Source organism: Bacillus sp. FJAT-27986, from assembly GCF_001685035.1.
Taxonomy (GTDB): domain Bacteria; phylum Bacillota; class Bacilli; order Bacillales; family Pradoshiaceae; genus Pradoshia.
Genome location: NZ_MAYV01000001.1, coordinates 437,173 through 460,114 on the forward strand (window position 1 = coordinate 437,173; position 22,942 = coordinate 460,114).

Annotated in this window: 23 protein-coding genes; 6 read left to right on the top strand and 17 right to left on the bottom strand. The window is 37.5% G+C overall.

Annotated features, from left to right (window positions below):
* Positions 1–11: 11 nt before the first annotated feature.
* Both coxB and cyoE read right to left on the bottom strand, forming a co-directional pair.
* On the bottom strand, positions 12–1,079 hold the full coding sequence (gene coxB, locus A8L44_RS02055; protein WP_066100788.1) for a cytochrome c oxidase subunit II: 1,068 nt from the start codon (positions 1,077–1,079) through the stop codon (positions 12–14).
* 90 nt (positions 1,080–1,169) lie between these two features.
* Positions 1,170–2,132: a heme o synthase gene (cyoE, locus tag A8L44_RS02060; protein WP_175354215.1), complete on the bottom strand. Its 963-nt coding sequence runs from the start codon at positions 2,130–2,132 to the stop codon at positions 1,170–1,172.
* A 510-nt stretch (positions 2,133–2,642) separates the two neighbouring features.
* On the opposite strand from cyoE, the gene A8L44_RS02065 reads away from it, so the two are divergent.
* Complete coding sequence (locus A8L44_RS02065) at positions 2,643–3,587, top strand: COX15/CtaA family protein (protein ID WP_066100791.1); 945 nt, start codon at positions 2,643–2,645, stop codon at positions 3,585–3,587.
* A 115-nt stretch (positions 3,588–3,702) separates the two neighbouring features.
* Here the strand turns inward: A8L44_RS02065 and pyc are convergent, their stop codons facing one another.
* The 3 genes from pyc to A8L44_RS02080 all read right to left on the bottom strand — a co-directional run bounded on the left by pyc (position 3,703) and on the right by A8L44_RS02080 (position 8,838).
* Positions 3,703–7,140 (bottom strand): pyruvate carboxylase, encoded by a 3,438-nt coding sequence (pyc, locus tag A8L44_RS02070; RefSeq protein WP_066100794.1) that lies wholly within the window; start codon positions 7,138–7,140, stop codon positions 3,703–3,705.
* 101 nt (positions 7,141–7,241) lie between these two features.
* Positions 7,242–8,429, bottom strand: a complete 1,188-nt coding sequence (locus A8L44_RS02075; RefSeq protein ID WP_066100800.1) for an FtsW/RodA/SpoVE family cell cycle protein — start codon at positions 8,427–8,429, stop codon at positions 7,242–7,244.
* A 112-nt stretch (positions 8,430–8,541) separates the two neighbouring features.
* Positions 8,542–8,838: a YlaN family protein gene (locus tag A8L44_RS02080; protein WP_373925453.1), complete on the bottom strand. Its 297-nt coding sequence runs from the start codon at positions 8,836–8,838 to the stop codon at positions 8,542–8,544.
* A gap of 175 nt (positions 8,839–9,013) precedes the next feature.
* Between A8L44_RS02080 and A8L44_RS02085 the strand changes: the two genes are divergently transcribed.
* On the top strand, positions 9,014–9,517 hold the full coding sequence (locus tag A8L44_RS02085; RefSeq protein WP_066100805.1) for a hypothetical protein: 504 nt from the start codon (positions 9,014–9,016) through the stop codon (positions 9,515–9,517).
* A gap of 133 nt (positions 9,518–9,650) precedes the next feature.
* On the opposite strand, the gene A8L44_RS02090 is transcribed toward A8L44_RS02085, so the two are convergent.
* On the bottom strand, positions 9,651–10,982 hold the full coding sequence (locus tag A8L44_RS02090) for a PhoH family protein (protein ID WP_175354235.1): 1,332 nt from the start codon (positions 10,980–10,982) through the stop codon (positions 9,651–9,653).
* Between the two features lie 355 nt (positions 10,983–11,337).
* On the opposite strand from A8L44_RS02090, the gene A8L44_RS02095 reads away from it, so the two are divergent.
* Positions 11,338–11,538 carry a YlaI family protein gene (locus tag A8L44_RS02095; protein ID WP_066100812.1) on the top strand — a complete coding sequence of 67 codons (201 nt, stop codon included), beginning with the start codon at positions 11,338–11,340 and terminating at the stop codon, positions 11,536–11,538.
* A gap of 98 nt (positions 11,539–11,636) precedes the next feature.
* Here the strand turns inward: A8L44_RS02095 and A8L44_RS02100 are convergent, their stop codons facing one another.
* From A8L44_RS02100 to typA, 3 genes are read right to left on the bottom strand one after another with little or no spacing between them, the layout of a single operon-like run.
* A complete protein-coding gene (locus tag A8L44_RS02100) occupies positions 11,637–11,924 on the bottom strand; it encodes a hypothetical protein (RefSeq protein ID WP_066100815.1) in 288 nt (95 codons plus the stop codon).
* Between the two features lie 11 nt (positions 11,925–11,935).
* On the bottom strand, positions 11,936–12,256 hold the full coding sequence (locus tag A8L44_RS02105) for a YlaH-like family protein (RefSeq protein WP_066100818.1): 321 nt from the start codon (positions 12,254–12,256) through the stop codon (positions 11,936–11,938).
* Between the two features lie 32 nt (positions 12,257–12,288).
* Positions 12,289–14,127 (bottom strand): translational GTPase TypA, encoded by a 1,839-nt coding sequence (gene typA, locus A8L44_RS02110; protein WP_066100821.1) that lies wholly within the window; start codon positions 14,125–14,127, stop codon positions 12,289–12,291.
* A gap of 119 nt (positions 14,128–14,246) precedes the next feature.
* On the opposite strand from typA, the gene A8L44_RS18820 reads away from it, so the two are divergent.
* A complete protein-coding gene (locus A8L44_RS18820) occupies positions 14,247–14,423 on the top strand; it encodes a DUF5325 family protein (protein ID WP_175354216.1) in 177 nt (58 codons plus the stop codon).
* A 91-nt stretch (positions 14,424–14,514) separates the two neighbouring features.
* On the opposite strand, the gene A8L44_RS02115 is transcribed toward A8L44_RS18820, so the two are convergent.
* Together A8L44_RS02115 and A8L44_RS02120 are read right to left on the bottom strand one after the other, a co-directional pair.
* Positions 14,515–15,306, bottom strand: coding sequence for an inositol monophosphatase family protein (locus tag A8L44_RS02115; RefSeq protein ID WP_066100824.1), 792 nt, complete (start codon positions 15,304–15,306; stop codon positions 14,515–14,517).
* Between the two features lie 152 nt (positions 15,307–15,458).
* Complete coding sequence (locus tag A8L44_RS02120; protein WP_066100827.1) at positions 15,459–15,656, bottom strand: hypothetical protein; 198 nt, start codon at positions 15,654–15,656, stop codon at positions 15,459–15,461.
* Positions 15,657–15,836: 180 nt separating this feature from the next.
* On the opposite strand from A8L44_RS02120, the gene A8L44_RS02125 reads away from it, so the two are divergent.
* Positions 15,837–16,454: a YktB family protein gene (locus A8L44_RS02125; protein WP_066100830.1), complete on the top strand. Its 618-nt coding sequence runs from the start codon at positions 15,837–15,839 to the stop codon at positions 16,452–16,454.
* A 57-nt stretch (positions 16,455–16,511) separates the two neighbouring features.
* On the opposite strand, the gene A8L44_RS02130 is transcribed toward A8L44_RS02125, so the two are convergent.
* From A8L44_RS02130 to A8L44_RS18390, 3 genes are all read right to left on the bottom strand, one after another.
* Positions 16,512–16,787 (bottom strand): UPF0223 family protein, encoded by a 276-nt coding sequence (locus tag A8L44_RS02130; RefSeq protein WP_066100834.1) that lies wholly within the window; start codon positions 16,785–16,787, stop codon positions 16,512–16,514.
* Between the two features lie 12 nt (positions 16,788–16,799).
* The gene (locus A8L44_RS02135; RefSeq protein WP_066100837.1) at positions 16,800–17,765 is read right to left on the bottom strand and encodes an NAD(P)H-dependent flavin oxidoreductase; all 966 of its coding nucleotides are present in this window, start codon (positions 17,763–17,765) and stop codon (positions 16,800–16,802) included.
* A 262-nt stretch (positions 17,766–18,027) separates the two neighbouring features.
* Entirely contained in the window at positions 18,028–18,141 is a 114-nt protein-coding gene (locus A8L44_RS18390; RefSeq protein ID WP_077247942.1) for a GapA-binding peptide SR1P, read from the bottom strand.
* A 372-nt stretch (positions 18,142–18,513) separates the two neighbouring features.
* Here A8L44_RS18390 and A8L44_RS02140 point away from each other — a divergent pair, with 372 nt between their 5' ends.
* Entirely contained in the window at positions 18,514–18,945 is a 432-nt protein-coding gene (locus A8L44_RS02140; RefSeq protein WP_066100840.1) for a DUF1885 family protein, read from the top strand.
* 313 nt (positions 18,946–19,258) lie between these two features.
* Here the strand turns inward: A8L44_RS02140 and A8L44_RS02145 are convergent, their stop codons facing one another.
* The 3 genes from A8L44_RS02145 to A8L44_RS02155 form a co-directional block, all read right to left on the bottom strand.
* Entirely contained in the window at positions 19,259–20,086 is an 828-nt protein-coding gene (locus A8L44_RS02145) for a polysaccharide deacetylase family protein (protein WP_066100842.1), read from the bottom strand.
* Between the two features lie 100 nt (positions 20,087–20,186).
* Positions 20,187–21,596, bottom strand: coding sequence for a dihydrolipoyl dehydrogenase (gene lpdA / locus A8L44_RS02150; protein ID WP_066100846.1), 1,410 nt, complete (start codon positions 21,594–21,596; stop codon positions 20,187–20,189).
* A 3-nt stretch (positions 21,597–21,599) separates the two neighbouring features.
* Positions 21,600–22,925, bottom strand: coding sequence for a dihydrolipoamide acetyltransferase family protein (locus A8L44_RS02155; protein ID WP_066100849.1), 1,326 nt, complete (start codon positions 22,923–22,925; stop codon positions 21,600–21,602).
* Positions 22,926–22,942: the final 17 nt, after the last annotated feature.

The window sequence follows — 22,942 nt, forward strand, 5'->3', positions numbered from 1 at the left end:
CTAGCAAACTCTTATTTTTGCGATAAGGTTTCCAGGTACTTAGTAAGCGCATCGATTTGTGAATCAGAAAGCTCTCCGTAAGTGTCAGTCATTTTGTTTCCTTCTTTAACTGACTCCGGATCCTTAAGCCACTTCTTCACATTTTCTTCATTATTTTCCAAATAACCCGCTACTACTTCACGATCAGCAAAATTTGATAGATTAGGTGCTAATCGAGCCTGCTCCGGTCGCTGATCATTGGAATCGATCGCATGACATCCGATACAGCTTTTATTGAAAATTTCCTGGCCTTCACTTGCTGTTGCATCAGTAAGTTTTACTTCCGTGTGCTTTGTTTCTTTCATGCTGGCTACCCATTGGTCAAATTCATCCCTTGGCAAAGCTTTCACTTTGAAATCCATTAATGCATGGGAAGCCCCACATAATTCAGCACATTTTCCATAAAAAATCCTGCCGGCTTCTTCACTTTTTCCATCATCAAACTCAAGCCAGAAGCTATTTTCTCCCTCTGTGTTCGTATCAAGCTTACCCCCAGCTGAAGGAATCCAAAAGGAATGCTTTACATCTGACGCTGTTAAATTAAAGTAAACCTTTTCATCAGTTGGAACAACAAGTTCTTGCCCTGTCATGATACCTTCGCCAGGATATTCAAACTCCCACCAGTAATAATTAGCCCTTACATTTACAGTTAAGGCTGTAGGATTCCCATCCTTATCCTTTTCATCCTTGGCAGATACATCTGCAAAATCAAATGTATAATAAATCGTTGGAACTGCAAGGATGATTAATAAAACAATCGGGATAACCGTCCAAAGTATTTCTAATTTGTGGTTACCCTCAATTTGCTTAGGGATTGTATTATCTCCCTTTTTACGACGAAATTTTAAAATTGCAAGTACAAAAAGAATAACAACAACAATGATTACCAATACCATAATGGCAGTACTGAGTATCATTAAATCATACTGTTTCTTCGCTACCTCACCTGCTGGATCCAATGCTGATAGATACGGCTTTCCACAACCCGAAAGTATTAGCATCAAAACAGCAATTAAGGATGCAATGCGCCATTTTTTCATAGCAAATAATTACCCCTCTTTCGTAAAAAATTTCTTCTTTCCAAAGGAACATCTTATATATTGAATTTCTTTAAGAAAGAACCCCCAATGTTAAAAACGATTAATTAAAGAAACAATGACCATTGCCACAAAAGAAATAGTCATATAGTTTAATGAATAAATGAACATCTTATTGGCCCACTTTAAATCTTCTTCTTTGGAAAACTCCTTTTTTAATGAGAATCCCTTTAAAGTTAATATAAGCCAACCTATATTTAAAATTGTTGCCAAAACTACAAAAGAAACCCCGATTGGTTTCAGTATAAATGGAATTGGAAACAATAAAGCTACCCATATAAGCATATGAATCTTAGTTTCTTTAAATCCTTTTACTACAGGCAGCATAGGAATTCCAGCCGCTCTGTATTCCTCCGTCCGCTTCATAGCCAATGCGTAGAAATGTGGAGGCTGCCACACAAACATTAATAGAAATAATCCCCAGGCAATCGGATGTAATCCTGGGTCAACGGCGGCCCACCCAATTAGTGGCGGTATAGCACCAGAAAAACTGCCGATAACAGTATTTGAGACAAACCGTCTTTTTGACCACATTGTATACAGCAATACATAGGCCAATACCCCAAGTAACCCCATAAAAGCTGCCATTGGAGTAGCCATTAATAGAATCAATAATCCAGTTACCACCAGTGCCAGGCCCATATACAACACTTTTATAGGGTTCACCTTCCCAGTAACTGTCGGACGCTTCTTTGTACGAGACATAAACACGTCGATATCCCGGTCTATGTAATTGTTTAAGCTGCCAGCGCCAGCTATGATCAGTGCTGACCCTATAACACCATATAGAACGAGATCAAGATTCCCTAGGAAACTCTGGTCAGTAAAATAAAGACCGAGCCAAATACCTGCAAAAACAGTGATTAAATTTGAATTGACGATGCCTACCTTTACTAATACCAAAAAGTCCTTAAATGCTGTACTGTTCATATCCTTCTCCACGTCTAGTCCCTTCTGGTTTTCATACGAGGTCTGCGATGCCGGTTTAGGTTTCATGCTGTTACCTCCTATCTGAATAGTAGATTTCCAAACTTTTAGTTTCAAGCGATATATTCACAAATTATAACAGTGATATTTATATAGAAAAATTTGCCTAATATATATTTAAACACAGATTACACTTCTATTGTGAAAATAATTTGTCCATTTTTTGTCATAAGTGTGACCTAATCATTATATAGTGGTAATTTTATCCTGTAAATATATTTTTGTAACATTGAAAGTATGAAAACCTTATTTAACCAATTAAATCCCCTCTCTATTTCTAACAAACTCTTCTTTAAGTTTCAACTATAAACAATTACATGAATTTTCAATTATCACTAAATAAATAATTTCTTTGACTATTTAGAAACTTTTCTTTGTAATTATTGTAAAAATTATTTATGATATGTTAGTAATGATTATCAAACTTTGTAATATTTACCTCATTATACGGTTCCAGTTATTAGGAAACAAATGTTTAAGCTTACTATTTTATAAAAACAAAGCAGGTGTTAGATTTACATGCAAAAATCTTTGAAATGGTTTGCCGTTATGACATCCTTTGTCATGCTTGTAATCTTAATCGGCGGTGCGCTCGTCACAAAAACAGATTCTGGTTTAGGATGTGGACGCTCCTGGCCGCTTTGCAACGGAGAATTGATTCCCACGGATATCACGCCCGCACTACTAATTGAATTCGCACACCGTCTTTTTACCGGCCTTGGATCCTTCATGGTAGTTGGATTAGCGATTTGGTCATGGAAAGCCATTGGACATATTAGAGAAACCAAATTTCTTGCTCTCCTATCTATTGCATTTCTAATCATTCAAGCATTGCTGGGAGCTGCCGCCGTCGTTTGGAGTCATTCTGATTTCGTGCTGGCTTTGCATTTTGGGATATCACTCATCTCTTTTGCCGCCGTTCTACTTTTAACTCTACTGATTTTTGAAGTTGATAAAAAGTTCGATGCGGAAAAGCTGATAATCCCGAGGAAAATGTCCATTCACATTATCGCTCTATTTATTTATTCCTATATTGTTATCTATACCGGTGCGCTGGTACGTCACGCAGAAGCAAGTCTCGTCTGTCCTGAGTGGCCCCTTTGTTTTAATGATGGTACTATAGTCCCTCATAATATGTATCAGTTTATTCAAATGGGGCATCGCGCTGCTGCAGGCCTCATCTTTATCTGGATTTTATATATTTTCGTCTATACTTGGCGCAATTATCGCCATATAAAAGTTTTATACTGGGGATGGACGCTCTCCCTTATTCTTGTCAGTTTACAGGTTATAGCAGGTGCTTTTATCATTTATACCCGTTTAAACTTGTATGTAGCCCTCTTACACGCCATATTGATTTCTTGTTTATTTGGAGTTTTTTCCTATTTTATCCTTCTTGTAACGAGATCACGGAAAAGCAAAGCTGCAGAAGCCTCGAATCCGTCTGTTAGGAAAACAAGCTGATTAGAATGTATAAAATCATCCTTTTGCATCACATTATACAAACTAGGGAAATAATCCAATACATAAAAAGGAACGTGAGTTAAAAACCCACGCTCCTTTTTATTGTGTTTTAGTTTTATTTATCAAGCACAATCAACAAATCGCCCGTCTGTATGGCTTCTCCATCATTAACATAAATCTCTTTGATGACTCCGTCAAATGGTGCCTGAACTGTTGTTTCCATTTTCATTGCCTCCGTTATGATTAAATGGTCTCCTTTTTTGACTTTTTGTCCATGAGACACTAATACCTTCATCACGGTTCCAGGCATTGTTGCACCAATATGGTTTGGATTGGAAACGTCCTGCTTTGGTTTCGACTGAATAAGAGTTTTAACACTTTCGTCCTTAACTACCACTTCTCGAGCCTGTCCATTGAGTTCAAAATAAACCATTCTTGTGCCATCTATACGTGGCTCACTAATTGAAATTAGTTTAATAATTAAGGTTTTTCCCTTTTCGATTTCCACTTCTATTTCCTCTCCAATGGAAAGTCCATAGTGGAACGTTGGTGTATCTAACTCTGTTATATTGCCATACTCACTATTCGAGTTCACATAATCAAGGAAGACTTTTGGATATAGTGCATAAGCGAGTGCATCAAACATCGTAACTGGACGTTTGATTTTCTCAAACAACTCTTCCTTTATCTTCACAAAATCCACGTCCTCAAGCAACTCACCTGGGCGAACTGTAATAGGAGATCTATTTTTTAGAATTACCTTTTGAAGTTCTTCAGGGAAACCGCCATATGGCTGTCCTAAATATCCGCTGAACAATTCAATAACTGAATCAGGGAAATCGATCAAATGGCCTTTCTCCAACACACTACTTTCTGTCAAATCATTTTGTACCATAAACAAAGCCATATCGCCTACTACCTTGGACGATGGTGTTACTTTGATAATATCACCAAACATCATACTTACTCGATGATACATTTCTTTTACTTCATCCCAGCGTTCACCTAAACCAACTGCTTTCGCTTGCTGCTGAAGGTTGGAGTATTGACCGCCTGGCATTTCATGTACATAGATTTCTGTATGGGGGGACTTCATTCCACTTTCAAAATCAGCATAGTAACTTCTGACCCCTTCCCAATACTCTGATAACTTTTCGACTGGCTTAATATCGAATTGCGGCTGCCTCTCATGACCCTCCAATGCATAATAAAGAGAATTTAAGCTTGGCTGTGAGGTAAGTCCAGCCATTGATCCAAGTGCCGTATCAACGATATCCACACCGGCATCAATCGCTCGTGCGTACTGATAGATACCATTCCCGCTCGTATCATGTGTATGAAGCTGGATCGGTATGTCAACTGCATCTTTTAACTCTGAAATCAGGCGGTAGGCTGCTTCCGGCTTCAATAAGCCTGCCATATCTTTAATAGCTAATAGATGTGCTCCCTGTGCCTCTAGCTCTTTAGCAAGATTTCTATAGTATTGCACATCATATTTTTGCCTGCTTAGGTCGAGTATATCACCTGTATAGCAAATCGCTGCCTCGGCAATTTTTCCTGATTGGCGAACATAATCAATTGTCTTCTCCATTCCCTTAACCCAGTTAAGGCTATCAAAAATTCGGAATACGTCTATTCCCGCATAGGCAGATTTTTCAACAAATTCCCGGATAACATTATCAGGATAATTCTTATAGCCAACTGCATTAGATGAGCGCAGGAGCATCTGGAATAATACATTAGGGATTTCCTGTCTAAGTAATAATAATCTTTCCCATGGATCTTCCTTTAAGAACCGGTAGGCTACATCAAATGTTGCCCCCCCCCACATTTCAAGTGAAAACAGATTCGGCATAAGCTTTGAGGTTGGTGCAGCAATCTCTTGTAAATCCTTCGTTCTCACTCTGGTAGCTAAAAGTGATTGGTGTGCATCCCTGAATGTAGTATCTGTGATTAACACATTTTTTTGTTCTTTAACCCATTGAGCCAGCCCCTCTGGTCCCAGTTTATCTAATAATTGCTTGGTACCTGTCTGAGATGCTAAGTAATCGTGAGTTTGGGGAACTTTTGGTTTTTCGAAAACCGGTTTCTCCTTAACACCTATGCCCGGAAAACCATTGACAGTCACATTAGCGATATAATTCAGCATTTTGGTTCCACGATCTTGTCGGTTAGAGAAAACAAAAAGCTCAGGTGTTGTATCGATGAATGATGTATCGTATTCTCCTGCAATAAATTTTTTATGCTTTACCACATTTTCAAGGAAAGGAATATTTGTTTTAATTCCTCTGACACGGAATTCTCTTAAATTACGCAGCATTTTTATAGCTGCCTGATCGAATCTGGTAGCATGAGTGGATACTTTAACAAGCAAGGAATCATAATATGGTGTAATAACCGATCCATGAAAAGCATTTCCAGCATCCAGACGAACACCAAAACCGCCGCTAGAACGATAAGCTGCAATTCGGCCTGTATCCGGCATAAAATTATTTAAGGGATCTTCCGTCGTCACCCTTGCCTGAATGGCATACCCATTGATATGTATATTGTCTTGTTTAGGTATGTTTAATGAAGTACCGTGTAAACTGTGTCCCTCAGCAATCTTGATTTGAGATTGAACAATATCAATGCCCGTAATCATCTCAGTGATTGTATGCTCAACCTGGACACGAGGGTTTACCTCGATAAAGAAAAATTCATCTCCAGAAACAAGGAATTCTACCGTACCCGCATTTACATATTCTACATTCTTCATTAATTGAACTGCAGCGTCACATATCCTTTCTCGTAAGGAATCGGTAAGTGACACACATGGAGCTACCTCGACTACTTTTTGGTGACGGCGTTGCACAGAGCAGTCCCTTTCATACAAATGGACAATATTTCCGCTTTGATCACCCAGTATTTGAACTTCAATATGCTTGGGATTCTCAATAAATTTTTCTACGTAAACTTCATCATTGCCAAAAGCAGCTTTTGCCTCTGATTTTGCCCGGTTATAGGCTTCTTCTACTTCCTCTGGGTTACGAACAATGCGCATACCCCTTCCGCCGCCGCCGAGAGAAGCTTTTATAATAATCGGGTAACCATTGATTTCTCCAAACTTCGTAACTTCTTCCAAACCAGAAACTGGTCCTTCACTTCCTGGAATAATAGGAATACCTGCCATTTTCGCTTGCTCTTTTGCCTTTACTTTATCTCCAAACATATCGAGATGATTTGTTTTAGGACCAATAAAAATAAGTCCCTCTTCTTCACATCGTTTTGCAAATTCGATATTTTCAGAGAGCAAACCATATCCAGGATGTATAGCATCTACATCACTCATCTTAGCAATCTCAATAATTCCTTCAATATCAAGATAGGCATCAATCGGCTTTTTACCGGCACCAACTAAATAGGCTTCGTCTGCTTTATATCGATGATAGGATTTGTAATCCTCTTTTGAATAAATAGCAACAGTTTTAATATCCAATTCATTGCAAGCTCGAAAAATACGGATAGCAATTTCTCCACGGTTGGCAGCCAATACTTTTTTAATTTTTCTCATCCTGAGCACCTCACAGCTTCCTGAAAATTATGACAATATAGTAATTTTTTAGTAAAAATAATGAGTAAGAAGATTATTCTTACTCATTATTTTAAGCCAGCTTATCCCTGGAGTGTCTCCCCTTTTTCAACTGGTTCTTTTTTGTAGGCTGCATCATATCTCGTCATCATAGAGACATTGACCAGTAATCCGACAGATATCAAAAGAATAATTAAGGAAGAACCACCATAGCTGATAAATGGTAAAGTAACCCCAGTAATCGGTATTAGTCCAGCTACTCCACCTAAGTTAACCATAGCTTGAATTCCAATCATACTGGAAATACCTACTGCCAGCATACTCCCAAATGGATCATTCGATTTTATCGCGGTATGAATCCCTTTTAATACAATCGTAGCCAAGCATATAATAACAAATCCTACCCCAATAAGTCCTAACTCTTCAGAAATCACAGACATTATAAAGTCAGTGTGCGGTTCAGGCAGATAACCATATTTCTGCGTGCTTTGTCCAAATCCCACACCGGTAATGCCACCATTGCCAATTGCCACATAAGAATTGACCAACTGATATCCTTCATACTTCTCACTGGAAAACGGGTCTAAAAATCCTACGAAACGTTCAAGCCTTTTTGGAGTAAAGATCTTGTCTTTAAAAAGAAAAATGATTGGTGTCGCAACAAGGATAGCTCCGAACAAAATCGATAGCAGTTTACCTAAACTCTTAAAATTCATACCAGAGCATAAGATAATAGTACAAGAACTCATAAAAAGAATGAATGCCGTCCCGATATCCGGCTGCAAAACGATCAATAAACAGATAACTAACAAGAATAATAGTGGTGGTACTACACCCTTATTAAAGACATTGATATATTTTTGTTTATTCGAATAGACTGCGGATAAGTATATAATCATACCTAACTTAATAAACTCTGATGGCTGCAAACTCCCTAGCGCTCCAAGCTTAAACCAGCTCTCCGCATTTCCGGCGGTGTGGCCAATAAAATTTAAAGCAACGAGAGAGATAATCGAGCCTAGTACGATGATCACCAAAAACTTTTTATTTTTAAAAACCGGATAAGGTATAGCAGCTACAATGAAAAACAGGATAAACCCGATGATTAAATGCCTAAATTGTTTTATGTAGAAAAAATCGCTCGGAAGTCCAAATCTTGACACAGCCGTTACCATACTGGCGCTATAGACCATTACAAGACCAAAAATACTTATAGCGATAATGACAGCGATGAGGGTAAAATCATACGATTTTAAAATACGTTTTATCATATAGGTCTCCTTGAATAAATTTCATTTTAAAAAATATGCTTGTTTAAAAATTATATAAAGAAAAACAAAAAAACTCAAACAACATCGGCATCGTTTGAGTTTCGACTGCTACTTATTTTCTTAAGGAAGCATCATGAAGAGCAGAAAGTTCTTGTTCAAGGAATCCCAATAGCTCTTTACCGTCTTTCTCTTCTATTAATCCTAATCGAACGGCAAAGTCAATTTCTCTGGAGAGACCAAACATTTGGGTATCTAAAACTTCTTCATATAACGGACACTGAGGCATAGTCAAATTGTCCATTTGCACCTTTATTAGTTTAAATATTTTATCAGCGTCAGCCTTTAACAATGCGTAGGCCTTTTCTTGATGATTGACAAGGATATCAGATGTCAATGTGCAACCCCCCATTATGGCCCAATGAACCAATCTATTATAAAATTCTACCCTTAAAATCGTAAAATTGCAAGAAAAGGTAATGTCAAGGAGTTTAGTTTTTTCTAAAAAAAGATAACCTTCGTGCAGCGAATTACTGTACATACTCATTCAGCAGCTATAAGATTAAAATTGGAAAGGAGAGTCAATTATGAAAGATATTCTACAAATAAAAGGGAATGTAAAATTCCCGATATATCTCGACCCTGGCACTTGGATATTTGATGACAGGAAATTCGATCTTGATGCTTGGCATCCAGAAAACAATCAGAAAGAAAATCCTGAACAGGAGACCTATTTAAAACAGGTATCAACACAATGGGATAAAGAGATCATTGAAGGGGCATCCCCACCGCCAAGTAAACCTGTAATAAAAACAAAGAAACAGCAGCTTACTGAAAACAGTTTCGGGATTGTATTAAAGCCTTTTTTCTTGAACACTGAACCTGAAAGTACTTCTGCAGCTGTTATTGTACATACAGAAAATGCTAATTTCACATTCTCTTTTGAGGAAGCGCTTCAACTGGTTGCTGGCTTTTCTATTAAAGGGCGACCAATCAAAGCGGATGAGGGTGGACCCATTCATATTTACCACGGCGATGGCTCCAACAGGCAAGCACCCATTAAAAACGTAACAGGTTTTACAATTCAATAAAGAGTTCAGGAGCCGTATAGACGCTATATGGCCCCTGATAACTACAAGCTACTAATACACAAACACTCTAAATGATTTGGAGCAGGAAGTACACTGACCCATTCCTGTTAGGATAATTAGATAGAAGATTCACTCATAATAAATCTGCCGCTAATTGAGCTAATCCGGAACGTTCCCCCTTCACTAAATTCACATGGCCTGCAATGGCTTCATTCTTAAACTTTTCCAAAACATATGTCAGCCCATTGTTCCATTCATCCAAATAAGGATGATCAATTTGAGCAGGATCCCCCAGTAAAATAATCTTACTGCGCTCACCTACACGTGTCAGTATGGTTTTCACTTCATGTTTGGTAAGGTTCTGAGCTTCATCCATGATAATAAAGCTATCCGGTAAGCTGCGTCCTCTTATATATGTTAAGGCCTCCACCTCAATAGAATTTATACCAGCTAAAATAGAGTCCAATTCACCTGGCTTTTTTGTGTTAAATAAAAATTCAAGATTATCATAGATTGGCTGCATCCATGGACGCAGTTTTTCTTCTTTTTCACCAGGCAGGAAACCCAAATCTTTCCCCATTGGTACAATTGGCCTTGCTACCAGTAATTTATTATACTCCCCCAAATCCTCTGTTTGAAGCAAACCTGATGCGAGTGCTAAAAGTGTTTTCCCTGTACCTGCTTTTCCAGTTAATGTGACTAACTGGATATCACTTCTTAATAATAATTCGATTGCCATATGCTGCTGCACATTTCGCGGCTTTATACCCCAAACATGCTCCTGATTATATCGAAGCTTTTTTATTCTTTTTTCATGTCCGCTAATAATTCCTAAAGCAGAAAGCGAAGTTATTTCTGTGCATTTCATAATGACAAATTGATTTAAATGAATCCCCTCTGCTACATCAGCAGGAGCTGCTATCTCTCCCTTGGAATAGAATTCATTTATATCAGCTCGCGAAACAAATATCTCGATAAAGCCGGCGTACATCTGATCCTCATGGATAACTCGATCACTCAAAAAATCCTCTGCTAAAAGTCCCAGTACATCCGCTTTTACCCGCATTAGAATATCTTTACTTACTAATATTACGCTCCGCCCATTTTCTTTTGCCTGTTCTTCCAGCGATAAATTTTTGGCAATTGCCAATATACGATTATCATTTGTTTTTTCTGCAAAGTATTCTGCGACATTGTGGGGTGAGCGATGATTCATCTCTATTTTTAACACCCCACCATTCGACAATGGGATTTTATGATGAAGCTTACCTTTTGTACGCAGCTGATCAATAAGTCTTGAAACATAGCGGGCGTTTTTCCCTACTTCGTCCAAGTTTCGTTTTTTTGAATCCAGTTCCTCCAATACTACTGCCGGGATGATGACCTCGTTATCCTGGAATGAAAAAATAGACATTGGATCCTGCAATAATACATTCGTATCTAGAACATAAATTTTGCTCAAAATATATCCTCCTGTGTCATAATTTCATTACCTATCCAGAGCTTTACAACACGCTGATGACTTATTGAAATACAACATTTAATAAGCAAGAGTTGCATTTTTCACGTTTAATCAAAATAAGCCGGATGGAATTTTGTTTTTAATAGCTGGACAAATCTGATGCTCAAATATATGTATTTACATACAAAAATAGAAGAAAATAACCCATTTCCTTTAAATTGTTTTATTCTTAAAGTTTGATAAAAATTTTAATCATTCATCTTATCCGTTTCAAATAACCAGACCATTCCATAACCATGTATGGAAAATCCTTATATGGTATAATGACTTTACATGCAATAGATTGGGGTGTCCTGTAATGCGAGTTAAATGTGTAATCTGTGATAAAATCGAATCAATTGATGATGAAACGTTAATGGCTAAACGACTTAGAAATCGTCCAATTCATACATATATGTGTCAGGAATGCAATAAACGTATCGAAGAACGAACAATTGCACGAAAAAGCACTGGAAATTTCAGATTATATCGGGCGGCTAAAGAAGAGGACACGTGGTAAACTACATATACCTGAAAGAAATCGGGCTGTTTTACCTGTAATCTTCAAATAAAAACAAAAAAACAGAGAAGAATGAGATACTCATCTTCTCTGTTTTTTTATGATGGATAATTACGGTAATGATCCGGATTCTGGAGTATTTGATTGAGCATAACCTCAATCATATCCTCCGGAAACCTGAATTCATTTACAGACTCTTCATTTTTATAGGTGACGATATACCAACCGCCACTTTTTTTATAGTGATAGTCTGATATACCAAACTTCTCCTGCAAGGTATTTTCGAACCAGAGGACTGTTTCATTTGCTGCGGTATCTTCAGGTCGATAATCAATGACAACTTTTATCGTTAACCAATTATAGATCGCATCCTGAACAGAGTTCATTCGCTCACTCCTTATTCCGCATTTACCTCGTTTTTCATTTCCTTACGGAGTCTATATTTATAAATTCCCAGAAAAGCAGCAGCCACTACCAGTACTTCTGCTACAGGCAAGAATAGTGCCAAAAAGGTCAAAAAGCTGCATCCAAAGGCCATAATGGCATAGACTACTATGCTTTTTCCAAGACTTAATTTTCTAGCAAACCCCAGTTTATACACTATTCCGCAAAGTACTACAATCGTCAAATATAGAGCCCACACCCCTATTTGTGAATATTGTGGATCTCCTATTCGATACAAGTCTGCAAAGAACGGCAGGTTATTTGTAATATCCACTTTAAAACGCTCCCTCTCCCCAAAGGTAAAAGTTATTCAGCGAATTTCTTTTTCTTAGCTGCTTTTTCACGTTCGTTTTTATCCAAAATCTTTTTACGTAAACGAATTGATTCTGGTGTTACTTCGCAGTATTCATCATCATTTAAATATTCCAATGCTTCTTCAAGTGACATGATTCTAGGTTTTTTCATAGTAACTGTATTATCTTTTGTAGCGGAACGAACGTTTGTTTGTTGTTTAGCACGAACAATATTGACAGTTAAGTCATTTTCACGATTATGTTCCCCAACAATCATACCTTCATAAATTTCAGTACCTGGCTCTACAAAGATAACGCCGCGGTCTTCAATTTGAATGATACCGTATTGAGTAGCTTTACCTGTCTCAATGGATACAAGAACACCTTGTCTTCTTCCTCCAACCTGACCTGCCTGCATAGGTTGATAAGAATCGAATGTATGGTTCAAAATACCATAACCACGAGTTAATGTTAGGAATTCAGTTGTATACCCGATCAATCCACGGGAAGGAACGTTAAACACTAGACGTACTTGTCCGCTTCCGTTATTGACCATATCCAGCATTTCGCCTTTTCTTTCCCCTAATGATTCCATGATTGCACCTGTGTATTCCTCAGGAATATCAACTTGTACGCGTTCCACAGGTTCACATTTAACACCATCAATAACACGGATGATTACTTCAGGCTTAGACACTTGAAGTTCATATCCTTCACGGCGCATATTTTCGATAAGAATGGATAAGTGTAACTCTCCGCGTCCGGAAACAATCCAGGCATCCGGAGAATCAGTAGGATCCACACGTAAACTTACATCTGTTTGGAGCTGGCTCATTAAACGCTCCTCGATTTTACGTGATGTTACCCATTTACCTTCTCTGCCGGCGAATGGACTGTTGTTTACTACAAATGTCATTTGTAATGTAGGCTCGTCTATACGCAGAACTGGAAGCGGCTCCTGAACATCTACTGGGCAAACTGTTTCCCCAACGTTAATGTCTTCCATACCGCTGACAGCAATCAAATCACCCGGTAAGGCTTCTTCTACTTCCACACGTTTCAATCCTTGGAAGCCGAATATTTTAGTTACACGGAAATTTTTCGCAGTTCCATCAAGTTTCATTAAGGATACTTGTTGTCCAACTTTCATTGTGCCACGGAAAACACGGCCAATTCCTATTCTTCCTAAATAATCACTATAATCCAGCAAAGCAACCTGGAATTGCAGCGGTTCTTCACGATTGTCAACAGGTGATGGAATATTTTCTACGATTGATTCAAATAAACACTCCATATTTTCTTCTTGATCAGCCACATCAGGGCTTAAAGAAGCGGTACCGTTAATTGCTGATGCATAAACAACTGGGAATTCCAATTGTTCTTCAGTAGCACCCAATTCAATAAACAAATCAATAACTTCATCAATTACTTCCTCAGGGCGAGCAAAGTCACGGTCAATTTTGTTAACAACAACGATTGGCGTAAGTTTTTGTTCTAATGCTTTTTTTAGTACAAAACGGGTTTGCGGCATACAACCCTCATACGCATCAACGATTAAGAGAACACCGTCTACCATTTTCATGATACGTTCTACTTCTCCGCCGAAGTCTGCGTGTCCCGGTGTATCCAATATGTTAATACGTGTATCTTTATAGTTAACGGCAGTATTTTTCGCTAAAATTGTAATTCCGCGCTCTCTTTCAAGATCATTGGAATCCATTGCTCTTTCAGCAACTTGTTCATTAGAACGGAATGTACCTGCTTGTTTTAACAATTGGTCGACCAAAGTTGTTTTACCATGGTCAACGTGAGCGATAATCGCTATATTTTTGACGTCATTTCTGTATTGCAAACTATTTCAACTCCCAGATTTTATGCTTATCGAAACCAACCTTGTCATTATAACATACTGAAACTAGAAAGCTGCTATCGTATTGTGTACAATGAATATGAAGATTGGGGTGATTACATATGAATATTAACTTTATATTTATGCTGCTAGCAGTTCTCGCTGTGACAAGCTTATGCGGAATTGCTATATCCATCGCTGAAGGAAGTGTAGTGGCCATTGTCCTATGCTTGTTAGCTTTTATCGGCATTATGGGAAGCGGCTTTACACTAAAAAAGCGTTGGAGAGAAAAACTTTAGACTATTCTTTTAACTAAATAATTTTACCGCAATATCATATTTTAAGCAATAAAAAAGCATCAGTACTGATGCTTTTTCTCTTTTATAGCCATCAGGATGATAAATACTGCTCAAGAATCACTCCATGTAAAGCTGGCGATGACACTAGGAATGAGCTCTTCTTTAGATAATGAATCGGGTTACCTTGCAGATCAGTCACTTTTCCACCCAATTCTTCAATAATCACGGCTCCCCCCGCAAAATCCCATGGCGCCAATCTCATCGATATATAAGCGTTCATTCTCCCAGTAGCAACATAGGCAATTTCAAGGGCAGCAGATCCATAGGACCTGGTCCCTCTTATATCTTTGACAAGTCTGCCCGTCAGATTCTTATCAATTTTTTTATTGTCCGTCAGCCAAATTGGATTTAAACCTATAATAGATTCGGGAAGTGGAACTTCCTTTATCTTAGGAATCTCGCTATCATTGAGAAAAGCTCCTTTTCCCTTTATACAGTGATACAGTTCATCATGGACAACATCATATATTAGCCCAATCTTTCCAATACCATTTTCTATTATACCTATTGATATCGCAAAATTTCTTTGCTGGTGCACAAAATTCATTGTTCCGTCTATAGGATCGATAATCCAAACTACTCCATCCAGTGACTGCAAATCATGGCCAGAACCTTCTTCACCGAGAATATGATGAGTAGGAAATTGTTCAGATATTTTTTCTTTAAAGAATTGCTCTATTTCCATATCCATATTAGTGACTAAATCATTTACATTTGATTTTGTGTTAATATCTAAAATTGATTCAAATGAGTTAATAATCTTTACCCCTGCTTCTTTAATCCATTGAACCGCCATCTCGTGAATGTTGGACCATTCCGCCATTTTTCCCACCTCAATTAAAATCTTTTCTATAGTATGTATATTAATTCCAGTTTAATTCGAATGACATTAAATAACAAGAAAAGACGAACATCATGAACGAGAACATGCAGTTCGTCTTAATCAATCAAAAAATCATATAATAATATCCACTATTAAAGTGCTTTTAAGCGCAGAAGTTCTTTTCTTATTCTTTCAAGTTTTTGTTTTGAACAATTTTTTTGTTTTTCATCATCCTGCTGAATAGCTTCATATAAGGTAGCCAATTCATAATCCAGTTCCATCCGGAGAACTACTTTTCTATGTTTCTCGACTTCTTGAGCTTTCAGTTTGTGATTAACTACCTGTTTCATAAAAATCCTCTCCTTGCATTTATTTTAAGAAAATTCAGAAATTTAATTGTACTTTGTACTATAGTATGTTCTTTCTGGATTATTGCAACCAAAATAGACAAGCGCCTAGTTACATATGCATAATATTATTTAGCCTCTCTATTCTTATGCTAAAATAAGAGAGAATAGGAGGTAATATATATGGTTATAAAAGGTTTCACAAATGAAGACTTTAATGTATTTACAATAGATGGTCTCGACCAACGAATGGATGCAATCAAAACCTTAATACGTCCCAAATTTGAAACATTAAGTCAGATTTTCACAGAGGAATTATCTGTTTTAACACAAGATCCAATGTATCCCCATATTGCAAAGCATGCTCGTCGTACGATTAACCCGCCGAATGATACATGGGTATCTTTTTCATCCAATCCACGCGGTTACAAAATGCAGCCACATTTTCAAATCGGTCTGTGGGAAACCCATTTATTTATTTGGTATGCAATTATTTATGAAGCCAAAGACAAAGCGCAAAAGGGACAACGATTGGCTAGCCAAACTGAATCGATAAAAAATCTTATCCCATCTGATTACGTGTGGTCTATTGATCACATGAAGCCGGAAGTTATTCCTCACAGTACATTATCAACCGATGGCTTAAACGATATGTTTAATCGTTTACAAACAGTCAAAAAAGCTGAATTATTATGCGGCTATCAAATTCCACGCGAGGAAGCTGTTCAGCTTTCCGGTGATCAATTAGTTGAAATTATTCATAATGTATTTGTACATTTAATACCCCTGTACAATGTCTAATAAACTCGAAAAAGACATTAACCCCCATTAGCACTATGCCAAGGGGGTTAATGTCTTTTATCGGCTTAATTTTATAAATCCTTCATTAGCACTGTTTTTTGCTCGCTTAATTGCTTGATAGGCAGAGTAGCCACTCACTTCTTCAAACTCATTGCACAATTTCTTTTCCTCAGATTTAGAAGGAACAATTCGCTTAAACTCATTGTAAAGGTTCATTAACTGTTCCCTTTCTATCCCGTTCTCATAAGCTTTCTCGATTCCTTGAAAAAAAGATATAACCTTTACGATCTCATCAGTAGACCATTCATAATCAATCGGATATTGATAATCCATATGTACCACCTCTTATGTTGTAATTGCTTTCCAGCGTTCTCTTATAGCTGCTGCTTCCGCTAGCATTCTACTGAACAATTGCTCTACTGTTGGCTCATCCTTAATTATACCAACAACTTGACCAGCCCAACCAAAACCAGCTTCTGAATCTCCATTATATATAAATGCTTTGTTTCTTACACCACTAATATAATCTTTTAAATCCTCATATGTACAATTATTATCCTCCATTCCAAGGATAATATCCGTAAGCGGATTATGAATGGCACGTCCTGGAGCACCTAAGCTCTTTTTAATCACTACCGTATCCTTTTCAGAGCTATCTATGATTGCTTGCTTATAAGCGGCATGAGCATGTATACATTCTTTCGTAGTAATGAATCGTGTACCCATTTCTATACCTTCAGCACCCAGGGCCAGCGCTGCCATTAAACCTCTTCCATCTCCAATACCTCCAGCAGCAATAACAGGAATGGAGACATGATCAACTGTCTGAGGCACCAGGACCATTGTACTCAACTCATCTCTTCCTATATGGCCTCCACCTTCATAGCCAACCACCATAACTGCGTCTGCTCCAAGTTCTTCAGCTTTCATAGCATGCCTTACCCCTGCAGTCAATACGAGTGTTTTTACTCCAGTACCCTTAAACATCTCTAAAAATTCTTTCGGGTTTCCCCCTGTAACAGAAACAACTTCTACTCCTTTGGAGAGTACCACTTGTACAAATTCTTCATAAGGTTTACCGTGGTTACCAATAGCAAAATTAACTCCGAATGGGGAAGAAGTCATAGAACGTACCTTATCAATTTCACTAGCTAAATCCTCAGGACTGCTCAATGACATAGCTGTAATTTGACCAAGTCCACCAGCGTTTGAAACGGCGGCAGCCAATTCAGCATAGGCTAGATAAGCCAGCCCCCCTTGAATTATTGGCAGCTCTATGCCAAGCAACTCTGTTACACGCGTTTTCCACATAAAACACCCTCCTTTGTCGTTAGGATTGCTTTTACACAATGGCAATATATGATTCGCTTCTTAATTGAAAAGTGAAACCAATCATTTGTGTATCATTAATTTATCATATAAAGAATAAGTAAAGAATACACCGTGTTCTTGCGAGTAAATAAAAAAGACAACCCCTGGAAAATTGAAGGTTGTCATCGCTAATGTTAACTTTTTATAGTTTTCAAGATTAAATGATTATAGTTTTTGAAATGAACCGGTTTTGGTCTAGTGACTATTCTTGTTCACAACTGTGGCAATCAGTGCATGTTGCATACAATACTGTTACTTTTTCGTCTTCAAAATGATCGATTGTATTGTTGCATCCTGTACATACGATTGTACCCATTCATTTCATCTCCTTTTCTAAATGTAAACACCTTCCAAGAAAGCGTTTTAATTCCATAAATCAATAATAGTATAACTCATTGAATATTTCAAGCCCAAATTGTATAACACATTAAAATATTTTTCGTTAAATTGTGTATAATATATTATTAATATGACAATTAGACACTCTTATCCTGCAAATGTATCAGTAAGTGTAATATCAATATTTAAACAGTTAAATTGGCTATTATTCTAATGATTTTATCCATGAATTCCTTCATTAATGAAATTAAATACACTTAACCAAGAAAAGCGTTTTCATTATCACCCTTGTTATCCATTTTCAGGTAATGATAAACTAATTAAAATAAATTAATTCAGGGAGGTTCCTATGACTTTATCAACGTTTATAAAAATGAAGGGATCCATAAAAGATGACATAACTATTGAGGACATTAAACAATTGATCAATCAGTATAGACAATCAATCTCGCATACTTCCGAACAATTAGCATGGGATTATAGTAAAACTGCATTTCCTTATGTTTTGAAAGTAACAGACGAAGGGAAACATAATTGGTTTTATTTATACTCAGAGGAAAAGGACTATCACATGATAGCCATTGGAGTGGATTATGAATATATACAAACCCCTGATGAAAATAAACAAAGAGTCCCTTATATCCAAATCAGTCTATCTCAACACTCTACAATTGGTGATAAATCGAAGGCTAATGAGTTTGCTAAATTTTTATCAAAGAAATTAAAAGGGGAACTTCATTTATTTAACGGGAGAATCATCCATTTTAATCTAAAAAAGTAGAGCCATACTTTATACTTTAAATTGGTTTATTTAGAGGGCTTATAACCTATATGTACCTAATAGTGATGATCAAGCTACTGGTTGAATAGCTATCTAGAAAGTCGTCAAATCATGAATCATCTACCGAGCAAGGACAGATCTAGTTTTGCCAACACATATTAACTCAATCCGGAGGTTTCCCCTTAAGCAGGCGCTAACCATACCAAAGGATTTCTGTACAAACATATTACCCACCCATCCACTCTTCAACTAGTTACTTAAAAATAGTATTGAAAAAGGCAGCCTAATTACTGAGGCTGCCAGAACTCTTCCATTAAAAAGATTTTATTTCACGAGGATTTATCACCCTATAACCCTTTGCACGTAATCCTTCAACTAATTCTGGCATTGCATCATTAGTCCATTTACGGTCATGCATAAGCAGGTTTGCTCCCGGATACAATTCTTTGCTAGTAAGCATAACTTTCACTAAAGCGTCCTTATCTTGGTACTGTTTTTCCCAATCGTATCCTATTGTCCAATTCATTAACTGCATTTTTTCTTCTTTGGCTATTTGTTTTGAGAACTCTGTGTTTTGCCCATATGGAGCTCTAAAAAATCTGGGCCTTTCACCGGTTATAGTTTCCACCATATCATTCACTTTAATAATTTCTTCTTTTTGCGCCTCTTCATCCAATTCTGGCAGGACGGCATGGCTATATGTATGGTTACCGATTTCAAATCCCATATCATAGATTTGTTTCAATATCTTTTTTTGCGCATCCGATTCCAAAAAATGTCCGTTAACGAAAAATATAGCAGAGGCATTCATTTCTTTTAATTTTTTTGCCATTGCTAAACTATATCGATCCGGTGCATCATCGATGGTTAATAGAGCTACTTTCTTTTCACCATCTTCTATAGGCTCAATTTTCCAATTTGTTAGATTGACCTGATAGTTTTGTGAAATCTCCTCTATCGGCTTCGCTGCTGTTTCTTTAGGTACCTCTTTGTTAATTTCAGCTTTATTAGGCTTTGTTCCCTGATTTGATTGTGTCTGTTCTACACTTTTATTAGGTGTATCTTCTTTCGCCTTCTCTTCTTCTCCGCAACCAGATAGCAACAGAACCATAGATGTAAGCAAAGCTATAGCATATCTCATGAAATTCCACCTTTCGACAACCTTATCCTATATTTTACCACTTTACCGACAAAATAAAACACCCCTGTCCAAAAAGGATAGGGGTGTAAAAAATAATTAATTATTTAATAATGTGGATTGGGCTTCCCATCGCAACTTCTGCTGCTTCCATTGTGATTTCTCCCAATGTAGGGTGAGCATGAATAGTCATAGCGATGTCTTCAGCAGTCATTCCTGCTTCAATTGCAAGGCCTAGCTCTGCAATCATATCAGAAGCACCAGGTCCAGCAATTTGAGAACCGATTACTAATCCGTCTTCTTTACGTGTAATTAACTTCATAAATCCTTCTGCAGAATTTAATGCTAAAGCACGTCCGTTTGCTGCAAATGGGAATTTAGCAGCAACGATATCTAAACCTTCTTCTTTTGCTTGTTGTTCAGTATAACCAACTGTTGCAAGTTCCGGTTCGGAGAATACAACTGCAGGAATACCTAGATAATCAATCTCAGCTGCATGTCCTGAAATAACTTCAGCAGCGATTTTACCTTCATAAGAAGCCTTATGAGCTAATTGAGGGCCAGAGATGATATCACCAATCGCAAAAATATTACTTACAGATGTACGGCATTGCTTATCTGTTTTAATGAAGCCTCTTTCATCTAGTTCAATACCGACTTGTTCTAAACCAATTTCATCAGTATTAGGTTTTCTTCCAACTGTTACCAATAGATATTCAGCTTCAACTTTTTTCTCTTCGCCTTTTTCTTCGTAAGTAACAATTACACCATTTTCAGTTTCTTCCACGCCTTTAGCTTTAACTTTAGTGAAGATATCTACATCTTTCTTCTTCAAGTTACGTTTAACGATAGAAGACATTGGTTTTTCGAAAGCAGCCAAGATTTCGTCCATACCTTCTAGAATGGTTACTTTAGTACCAAAGTTAGCATATACAGAACCAAGCTCAACTCCAATTACTCCACCGCCGATAATAGCCATGCTTGCAGGGATATGATCAAGGTTTAAAGCACCAGTGGAATGAATGACACGATCAGAATATTTAAATGTCGGTAATTCAATCGGTCTAGAACCTGTTGCGATAATAGCGTTTTTAAATGTATATGTTTGAGCGCTATTTTCAGTCATAACACGGATGTTATTAGCGTCTACAAAGTAAGCTTCACCTTTAACGATGTCTACTTTGTTACCTTTAAGTAATCCGCCAACACCACTTGTTAATTTTTCTACTACAGTACCTTTCCAGGCTTGAACTTTAGAGAAGTCCACTTTTACGTTTTCAGCAGTGATACCAAGATCTTCAGAATGTTTGGCATCATGATAACGGTGACCTGCAGTAATTAAGGCTTTGGATGGAATACATCCAACGTTCAAACATACGCCACCAAGGTCTCCTTTTTCAACGATTGTTACTTTTTGTCCAAGTTGCGCAGCACGGATTGCAGCCACGTAACCTCCTGGACCAGAACCGATTACTATAGTATCTGTTTCAATTGGAAAATCTCCAACTACCATGTCTTATCCCTCCATCAATAATAATTCTGGGTCATTTAATAAACGTTTAATGTGATTTAATGCATTTTGACCAGTAGCTCCATCAATCATACGGTGGTCAAAGCTTAAAGATAATGATAATACAGGAGCAGCTACAATTTCACCATCACGAACGATTGGTTTTTCTGCAATACGTCCGATTCCAAGAATCGCAACTTCTGGGTGGTTAATAACTGGTGTGAACCATTGTCCACCGGCAGAACCGATATTTGAAATTGTGCAAGAAGCACCCTTCATTTCATTAGGAGCTAATTTACCATCACGAGCTTTTCCGGCAAGTGTGTTGATTTCATTAGAGATAGCAAACATAGATTTACGATCTGCATCTTTAACTACAGGTACAAGAAGTCCTTTTTCAGTATCAGCTGCAATACCGATATTGTAATAGTGTTTATGGATAATTTCTTGTGTAGCATCATCAAGAGATGTATTTAATGCTGGGTACTCTCTTAATGCACTTGTTAAAGCTTTAACAACGTAAGGAAGGAATGTTAGCTTAATTCCTTTTTCAGCTGCAACTTCTTTGAATTTCTTTCTGTGAGCAACCAATTTAGTCACATCTACTTCGTCCATCAATGTAACGTGTGGAGCTGTATGTTTAGAGTTAACCATCGCTTTAGAAATAGCTTTACGAATTCCACTCATTTTTTCACGAGTTTCAGGATATTCTCCTGCAGGAATAGCCGCTGCAGCTGGTTTAGAATCTTCTTTGGCAGCAGGAGCTTCTTGTACAGGCGCACTTTCTTGTCCACCATTCATAAATGCTTGGATATCTTCTTTTAATACACGGCCATTTTTGCCTGTGCCTTTAACCTTGTGAATATCCACACCGTTTTCTCTAGCAAATTTTCTAACAGATGGCATTGCGATTACACGGTCACTTGCAGTTTCTTCTGCTTGTGGCTGTGAACCTGCACCAGTTGGAGTATCAGAGTTTGCTGGAGCTGCTGCTTCTTTCTTAAGGTCTTGTCCGCTTTCTAAAGTAGATTGAACTTGAGCTTCAGTTTTTTCTTCACCGTGCTCATCACCTTTAAATTGTACATCTTCATAACCTGGTGCATCAAAAGTTACAAGTACATCACCAACTACTGCTACAGTACCTTCTTCAACTAATACTTCTTGAACAGTACCTTCTACTGGAGATGGAATTTCAACAACAGATTTGTCATTTTGCACTTCACACAGTACGTCATCTTCCTGTACTTTATCACCTGGTTTAATAAACCATTTTACTATTTCACCTTCATGTATACCTTCGCCGATATCCGGGAGTTTAAATTTAAAAGCCATGGCTTTTCTTCCTCCTC

What these genes read in the sequence shown, in the direction of transcription:
- A8L44_RS02080 (WP_373925453.1), bottom strand. Translation starts at nt 8,838, where the DNA reads ATGGGGGGTTGCACATTGACATCTGATATCCTTGTCAATCATCAAGAA.
- A8L44_RS02115 (WP_066100824.1), bottom strand. Translation starts at nt 15,306, where the DNA reads ATGGCGGAATGGTCCAACATTCACGAGATGGCGGTTCAATGGATTAAA.
- lpdA (WP_066100846.1), bottom strand. Translation starts at nt 21,596, where the DNA reads ATGGTAGTTGGAGATTTTCCAATTGAAACAGATACTATAGTAATCGGT.
- pyc (WP_066100794.1), bottom strand. Translation starts at nt 7,140, where the DNA reads ATGAGAAAAATTAAAAAAGTATTGGCTGCCAACCGTGGAGAAATTGCT.
- A8L44_RS02100 (WP_066100815.1), bottom strand. Translation starts at nt 11,924, where the DNA reads ATGAACTCTGTTCAGGATGCGATCTATAATTGGTTAACGATAAAAGTT.
- A8L44_RS02075 (WP_066100800.1), bottom strand. Translation starts at nt 8,429, where the DNA reads ATGATAAAACGTATTTTAAAATCGTATGATTTTACCCTCATCGCTGTC.
- A8L44_RS02145 (WP_066100842.1), bottom strand. Translation starts at nt 20,086, where the DNA reads ATGAGATATGCTATAGCTTTGCTTACATCTATGGTTCTGTTGCTATCT.
- A8L44_RS18820 (WP_175354216.1), top strand. Translation starts at nt 14,247, where the DNA reads ATGAATATTAACTTTATATTTATGCTGCTAGCAGTTCTCGCTGTGACA.
- A8L44_RS18390 (WP_077247942.1), bottom strand. Translation starts at nt 18,141, where the DNA reads ATGGGTACAATCGTATGTACAGGATGCAACAATACAATCGATCATTTT.
- A8L44_RS02095 (WP_066100812.1), top strand. Translation starts at nt 11,338, where the DNA reads ATGCGAGTTAAATGTGTAATCTGTGATAAAATCGAATCAATTGATGAT.
- A8L44_RS02125 (WP_066100830.1), top strand. Translation starts at nt 15,837, where the DNA reads ATGGTTATAAAAGGTTTCACAAATGAAGACTTTAATGTATTTACAATA.
- A8L44_RS02155 (WP_066100849.1), bottom strand. Translation starts at nt 22,925, where the DNA reads ATGGCTTTTAAATTTAAACTCCCGGATATCGGCGAAGGTATACATGAA.
- A8L44_RS02135 (WP_066100837.1), bottom strand. Translation starts at nt 17,765, where the DNA reads ATGTGGAAAACGCGTGTAACAGAGTTGCTTGGCATAGAGCTGCCAATA.
- coxB (WP_066100788.1), bottom strand. Translation starts at nt 1,079, where the DNA reads ATGAAAAAATGGCGCATTGCATCCTTAATTGCTGTTTTGATGCTAATA.
- cyoE (WP_175354215.1), bottom strand. Translation starts at nt 2,132, where the DNA reads ATGAAACCTAAACCGGCATCGCAGACCTCGTATGAAAACCAGAAGGGA.
- A8L44_RS02120 (WP_066100827.1), bottom strand. Translation starts at nt 15,656, where the DNA reads ATGAAACAGGTAGTTAATCACAAACTGAAAGCTCAAGAAGTCGAGAAA.
- A8L44_RS02085 (WP_066100805.1), top strand. Translation starts at nt 9,014, where the DNA reads ATGAAAGATATTCTACAAATAAAAGGGAATGTAAAATTCCCGATATAT.
- A8L44_RS02140 (WP_066100840.1), top strand. Translation starts at nt 18,514, where the DNA reads ATGACTTTATCAACGTTTATAAAAATGAAGGGATCCATAAAAGATGAC.
- A8L44_RS02065 (WP_066100791.1), top strand. Translation starts at nt 2,643, where the DNA reads ATGCAAAAATCTTTGAAATGGTTTGCCGTTATGACATCCTTTGTCATG.
- A8L44_RS02130 (WP_066100834.1), bottom strand. Translation starts at nt 16,787, where the DNA reads ATGGATTATCAATATCCGATTGATTATGAATGGTCTACTGATGAGATC.